Source organism: Verrucomicrobiota bacterium (assembly GCA_037139415.1).
Lineage (GTDB): Bacteria > Verrucomicrobiota > Verrucomicrobiia > Limisphaerales > Fontisphaeraceae > JBAXGN01.
In genome coordinates this window covers 1-7,405 of record JBAXGN010000275.1, presented here as the reverse complement: position 1 = coordinate 7,405, position 7,405 = coordinate 1, and the positions used below count along the sequence as shown (strand labels likewise).

4 protein-coding genes are annotated in these 7,405 nt (G+C 53.1%); all 4 read left to right on the top strand.

The genetic code is table 11. From position 1 onward, the window contains the following. A partial coding sequence (locus WCO56_27880; GenBank protein ID MEI7733423.1) for a hypothetical protein occupies positions 1-2,690 on the top strand: 2,690 nt, incomplete at its 5' end. 20 nt (positions 2,691-2,710) lie between these two features. Continuing rightward, positions 2,711-4,543 carry a ShlB/FhaC/HecB family hemolysin secretion/activation protein gene (locus WCO56_27875; protein ID MEI7733422.1) on the top strand — a complete coding sequence of 611 codons (1,833 nt, stop codon included), beginning with the start codon at positions 2,711-2,713 and terminating at the stop codon, positions 4,541-4,543. Positions 4,544-4,634: 91 nt separating this feature from the next. Further along, a complete protein-coding gene (locus WCO56_27870; protein ID MEI7733421.1) occupies positions 4,635-4,889 on the top strand; it encodes a hypothetical protein in 255 nt (84 codons plus the stop codon). 246 nt (positions 4,890-5,135) lie between these two features. Further along, positions 5,136-7,175, top strand: a complete 2,040-nt coding sequence (locus tag WCO56_27865; GenBank protein ID MEI7733420.1) for a UvrD-helicase domain-containing protein — start codon at positions 5,136-5,138, stop codon at positions 7,173-7,175. Positions 7,176-7,405: the final 230 nt, after the last annotated feature.

Below are 7,405 nucleotides of genomic sequence, written 5' to 3'. Positions count from 1 at the left end.
TGACGTTGGGCGCGAACACGGTCCTGAATGGTACCGACATCAAATTCGTTACCACTTTGGATTCGGCTGGTGCCAATCGCACGCTTCAAGTGAACGGCTCTGGTGTAACGACCTTTGGTGGTGTGGTGGGTGGCACGTTGCCATTGGCTAGTTTGACGACGGATGCGTCGGGCAGCACGGCGATCAACGGCGGGGCGGTCACCACCACGGGAGGCCAAACCTATAACGACACGGTTACCCTTGGTGCTAATACGGTTGTTGCCAGTACCAGTAGTGGTAATCTTACATTTGCCAAGACGGTGGATGCGGATGCGGTGGCTAACAATCGAACCTTGGTGGCGAACACGGCCGGGACGACGACGTTCCGCGATGTGGTGGGCGGCAATCAAGCATTGAAGAGTGTTACTACCGATGCCGCAGGCAGCACCGTCATTGGCGATGCTACAGTCAACGTCAACATGCTGGTGAAAACCACGGGTGATCAAACCTATAACGACGCGGTTAGGATCGGAGCCAATGTCAAATCTTCCAGTGTCAACGGCGGCACTATTGCTTTCCACAATACCGTTGATTCTCAAACCGCAGGCAGTGAAAAATCGCTAGAGGTGAATTCCTTGGGCAATGAAATATTTGATGCTCCCATCGGCGCGGTGGTTGCACTGACAAAGCTTAGTACCGATGCCGACCTTGCGATTGGCGTTGGCGGTGAAGCTCAATTTAATATGACGGTAGCACCGGTCGGAACTGTGGGTGGTGTCAATGCTGGCTCAGTAGTAGTCAATGATGCTGCCAAACTAAATATTGCAGGTGGCACAATAGCCAATCCGAGCATCAAAACCACCTCAGGAGGCCAAACCTTTGTCGGGGCTGTAACTCTCCAGCAAAGCGCGGTTTTGACCGATATTGCCGGGAAGAACATTGAGTTCGATTCTACGGTGGACGGGCCTGCCTCCTTGACCGCGAACACTGCCGGGAATGAAATATTCAATGGCAAAGTCGGCAGTGTTTCAACCGTGGCCAACCTGACTACGGATGCAGATCCTGCCAATCGCGGCGGCAAGACCGTGCTGAACGTTGCAGGGACATCTGCCAATCCAAGCGTCAGAACCCTATTAAACCAAACCTATAATGATGCCATCGAACTGCAAAAGGACACGGTATTAGCCACCGTTGCGGCAGGAGACATAACCTTCAATTCAACGGTTGATGCCAACGCACCAGGCGCAAATCGAGCATTTCAAGTGATCACCTCCGGCAAAATACAGGTGTCGGGTGATGTGGGTGCCGGAGCCAATGGGCCGCTTGGTGCTGTAACGTTCGACAACGGCGACGCATTGACCGGCAACGGGCTTATCGCAGCCAATACATTATTCTTGAAAGGCATTTGCACTGTGGGCTCATCCGCTGCGCGCCTGCGCACCAAGGTTACCACTCTGGACTTGAACAAAGCCGGTGGCGATACCTTCATCGCGGAGCAGGATGACCTTTTGCTGCAAGGTTCGACGGCTGCAAATCTGGACATCGTTTCCGGAGGAAATATTGGTCAAGTCGCAGCTCTTTCTGTTAATAGCGGCTTAATGACCTTGAAGGCGGAAAGCGCTGGTGGTGTGCCTCAAAACATTAACTTGGGTAATGCGAACAATGACTTCAAGTCGGTCAAAATCGTTAATGCCAACGACGTCCTCTTGACGGATGTCAATGCCCTCCAGCTTGATGATGTTACTGTTCAACACAACTTAACCCTCAACAGTGGCGGCCCGATTACCCAAGTTGGCGGCAAAACCGTGATTGCCAGGAATGGCTTGACCACAGTCAATGCCCAGAACGGTGCGGGCACTCCACAGGATGTCACGCTGGCCAACGCAGGTAACGATTTCAAAACATTCAGCGTGGTTAAAGGCCAAAATGTGACGATTAAAGATATCAATAAACTGACCTTTGGATCAACCACGGTAGCTGGCAATTTAACCGCGACGGTTGGCGGGGATATTGATCAAGTGCCTGGCAGCACCATTTCGATTACCGGCGACACTTCGCTCATTTTGGATTCTGCCCCAGCAAGTCCGGCTCCTGTGACGTTCGCACTCAACTCGCAAAACAACGTGTTCCAAGGTCGGGTCCACTTCACCGACCTGAGCAGTCAGGGGCAGTTGCAGAACATAGATATCTATGATGGTTCTGATTTCGTGATTGACCCCATCTTGGACGCCAAGGGTGACCCAATCAATTGGAAGGGCACACTCAAGGTCCATACCGCTCCTTCCTTGGCCACCGCCACCTTCACGATCTCGCAATCTGGTCCCTTCGTCGGCACCTTGGATTTGCTCGCCAACAAAATCGTGCTGATGAACGCCAAGAACCGTATCTATAACCGTGTGCTTGATCCAACCCTGGCTAATGTTCAAGGAAATCAATATAGTATTTATGATGACTACAATCGCCAGTCATTCGGTAAATTGCCTGGCGAAGCGCCCATGCGCTTGGTACCGGATACCATGCTCGGACGCACTTTGATCTTATTGCCGATCCTGGCTTCACCGGCAGGAACTCCACAAAACGAGCCTGCCATCACGATTGATCCTGAACTTAGAAAACGAATCTTAAGTGATACCGCCAGCAAGCCGGTCACATATATAAATGGTCTCAATGAATATTTAAACGGTTTGTCACTGTCTCACAGTCAGCATTAAAGGCTACGCCGCAAATAAACATGGAATTTAACGACACAAAACCAGCTTACACAAAACATATGGCAAGGATGATACGATTCATGTTGGGGGTTGCTACCTTCACCGCATTGGTTGGTGGGCAGGCTCACGCTCAAAGCAATCCGGCGCTCGAACCCAAAAAACCGCAGACACCGGCAATTCTGGTTCCCGCTACACCCACCGGAGGTGTTGCCGACCCGGAGCCTGTTGCCATTCCCAAACTTGTAGGCGTGGTCATCCTTGACAGTCGCGAGAAGTTGAATGCCACCAGCGTGAGCGGAATTACAGGGGTGCAAGTGCGCGGTGTGGATTTCCTGAAGGTCAAAGACGCGGAAAAAATAATCAAACCGTATTTGGGCAGGCCGGCGCGATTGTCCGATCTGCGCTGGATGCAAAAAGACATCATCCGTTTCTGCCAAGGGTCATTGGACCGGCTGCTCGTTGATGTTTGGTTTCCGGAACAGAACATCGAGAACGGCGTGGTGCAACTCATTGTTACCGAAGGTAAAATCAACAAAGTACGGGTCGTGAATGAGGGGCGCAAGTACTTTTCAGATAATCTGGTGAAAAGCAAATTCCACCTTCAGGAAGGCCAACGGGTGAGTTCTTCCTCAATCAATCAGGATATTGATCTTGCCAATCAAAATTCATTCTTCCGGCAGATCAATATGGTATTCCAGGCGCCCGCCGCCGGGGCCGATAACAATACGGATGTCGAGTTACGCGTGCAGGATCGTTTTCCGGCGCGGGTGTTTCTCGGTTATGAAGATTCTGGAAACAAGATCATGGGCGACCACCGGGTGCTTGGAGGATTAAATTACGGGAATGTATTCGGCTTGGATCACCAGTTGAATTACCAGTTTATGGCGGATATTGACTTCAAGTATCTCAAGGCGCATTCCTTGAGTTACGTTGCCCCATTACCTTGGCAACACACCCTGACGGTTTATGGATCCTATGCCAGACTGGAGGCGAACTTGGCGACTATTAAAATGAATCCAATCACATTAAGTGGTGATTTCTATCAGGTTGGGGCGCGTTATCGTGTGCCACTTCAACCGATTTCCGGCTTGCGGCATGGCATTTCTCTTGGGTTCGATTATAAACGCACGGATAATGACTTGGCGTTTGGTGGTGCTTCCGTCTTTCGGGTGCCGGTAGAAATTGGCCAATGGTTACTGGATTATGACGCCTCGCTGCCAGATCGGTTTGGTGTTACTTCGATGGATTTGCAATGGTATTATGGCCCAGGTGGGTGGTTTTCAGCAAGTCATGACCGCCAGTTTCAAGCCAACCGTACTGGGTCAGACGCCGAGTACTTCTACGGACGTTTGCAGGTGCGCCGTGAAACGCCACTTTACAAGGGCATTAGCTGGGTTATTCAGGCCAACGGCCAATGGTCCAACAACCGACTCCTGGCCAGCGAGCAAATTGGCGCTGGTGGTTATTCCACAGTGCGCGGCTACGATGAGCGTGTAGCCAATGGCGATGCCGGTTTTATCATTAACAATGAAATCTATTCTCCGGCCATTTCCTTGGGTTTCGATCGGCTTTGCCCCAGCCATGCAAAACCAGGTTCGATTGATGATCAAATCAAATCAGGGTCACTGCAATTTCTGGTGTTTCAAGATTATGCGGCGATTTATTCCCGGAATTATAATCGGGGGGTGGATCAACTTAACGCCAATCTTTCCTCCGTGGGTGCAGGGTTTCGCTTGAAAATTCGCAACAACCTCTCGATGCGATTCGATTACGGGTACCAACTGTTCGATCGTCGCTTGGGTTATAATGACTACCGTTCACGCATCCATCTCGGAGTCGTGGGTAGTTTTTAGGTTCAGTCTGCCCGGAGTCTGTCTCGACCGCGCCAGTGCCCACGCGCACGCGGTTGCTGGAGTCGTCACTGCTCTTGATGAATTGTCGCCTATGAAACTCCAACAAAGTCAAATCTGGAAAACGCAAAACGACTTTATCCGCATTGTTCGCGTCGAACGCCTTGTGGTCGAGTACAAGTCCGCCCGGAACCTTAAGTTCAAAGGCGGCACCCATCATCACACCAGCAAAAAACAATTTTGCCGCCTCATCAAAGAGGCCATTCTCATTTCGCCAATTTCGCCAATTTCGCCAATTGCCTCGACATTTGTAAGCGTAACGCCTAGCACCTCTGGCGCAGAGCTATAGAGCTGTCATAGCCATCGGCTAACATGCGTGCGGGGTTAGATTACTTTGGGCCGGGATGACCTGATTTTTTCCGGCTCAGGGGCGGCGTTGATGTGCTGCATAACTCCTGTTGCAGTTCGTATATCCATGAAGGCCATTCAAAAATAATCTTTAAAACGGTCACATCCACAAAAAGGAGTCGCTTTTGAATCCGGCTTTTGAATCCGGCTTGCCATTCTCAAGCGCCGCTCTACACTCCGCCGCTCCATGTTGAATTTGCAGACATTAAATCCGCAGCAACGGGAGGCCGTGGTTACCACGGATGGCCCCGTGATGATTCTTGCTGGTGCGGGCACCGGCAAGACGCGGGTCATTACTTTTCGCATTGCCCACATGGTCGCCAAGGGCATTTCTCCAGGTCATATTCTGGCGGTCACCTTTACCAACAAGGCCGCGCGCGAAATGGCCGAACGCGTCAAGGAACTGGTGCCGCGCCCGCGTGCCCGCGAGGGGGAACCCAAGCCGGAAGCACCCACCATCAGCACCTTCCATTCCTTCTGCGCCCGGTTGCTGCGCCAATACATTGAGCTGCTGGGTTATAAGCGTAACTTCGTCATTTACAGCGAATCCGAACAGCTCAGCGCCCTGAAAAAGATTCTCAGCCATATCCATGCCAAGGGGGACCTGATTGAGCCGGCCAAGGTGCTGAATTGCATCAGCCGCTATAAAAACGGCGCGCTGAAAGGCAAGCTCGCCGATGATGCCGATTACCAGTTGGCGGAGCGGTTGCGTTCCCGCTATGAATCCGCCCTGCACGCCTGCAATGCGGTGGATTTCGACGATCTCCTGGTTCTGGCGATCCGCCTGTTGAAAGAGCATCCCGACGTGTTGCAGGCCTGCCGCGCCAAGTACCGCTACGTCATGGTGGATGAATATCAGGACACCAACTCGGTGCAGTTTGAGTTATTGCAGTTGCTGACCAAGGAGCATCAAAATGTCTGCGTCGTGGGCGATGATGATCAGAGCATTTATGGCTGGCGTGGCGCGGAGATTGCCAACTTGCTGGAGATGGAAAAATTCTTCCCGCGCGTCAAGGTCATCAAGCTCGAACAAAACTACCGGTCCACCAACACCATTTTGAAGGCGGCCAACGCCGTGATCCGCAACAACACCAAACGCCGGGGTAAAAACCTGTGGTCGCAAAAAGGGCAGGGGAGCAAAATCTCCCTTTACGCGTATGACACCGATGAGACCGAGGCGCGGTCGGTGGTGGAACAAATCGAGTACAGCCGGATGGTGAGCAAGGTGCCGTGGGGGGATAACGCCATCCTGTTCCGCACCAATCAGCAGTCACGCTCCTTGGAAACCGCACTGCGCACCGGCCGCATCCGGTACCATTTGATCGGCGGGCAGAGTTACTTTGACCGGCGTGAGGTCAAGGACTTCCTGGCCTACCTGAAGATGTTTCTCAATCCGCATGACGACGTCAGCCTGCTGCGCATCGCCAACACCCCGGCGCGCGGGTTGAGCGATGTGACCATGGAACGGCTGTTGGCGGCGAGCCAGGAGCATAAATGCTCGGTGTATGCCGCCTTGTGCAAGCCATACGTGCAGGCCAGTTTCCAGGTAAAAACCCGCGAAAGCGTCCAGGAATTCGCCCGCTGGATCGAACACCAGCGCTCGGTGTTGCAGTCCACGGAAACCAAGGCGGTATCCATGCGCCAGTGGGCCGAACATTGGTTGGAGGAAATTGGCTACTGGAACGAGTTGAAACGCTCGGAGAAGGACCCGATGGCGGCAGAAAGCCGGATTCGCAACTTGCGCGATCTCACGGCGGACTTGGACAAAAGTAATCAGACCACCCTTAAACCCATGGAGCGGCTCCAGGAGTTCCTGGAAGAAATCTCCCTCGATAACGACCGGGAGGATGAAGACGAAGAGAAGCCCGGCGACGCCGTCACACTAATCACCATGCATAGTTGCAAGGGGCTCGAGTATCCGCATGTCTATATCGTGGGGGTGGAAGACGGCTTGCTGCCGCATGAACGTTCCAAAATCGAAGATACCCTGGATGAGGAGCGCCGCCTCTTTTACGTGGCGATCACCCGGGCCCGGGAAACCCTGGCCATCAGCCACTGTGGCACCCGCAAAAAATTTGGCAACCAGGTGCCGTGCCACCCCTCGCCTTTCTTGAAGGAACTGCCGGCGGATTTGGTCGAGGACGTTTCCGCCAAAGCCAAGGTGCCAGTGACGAAAGAGGCCGGCAAAAGCATGTTCGCCAACCTGCGGGCCGCGTTGGGGGATTAGCGAAAAATCCACCAGCAAACCAAGACCAGCAGCGACCTGACGTTCGACTTGGAACTCACCGGCACCGTGATCATGCACGGGCAGCCCGCGCTGCGGCTTGCCGGTCCCACCCTGACTTGGCCCGCGGCTCAGAGCTACTTCACACTTTACTACCTCACGAGCCTGGCCCCGCCAGTCTCAGAACACCGCATCTGCCAGATTTAGCTTGATACCAATTTGAACACCAGGCG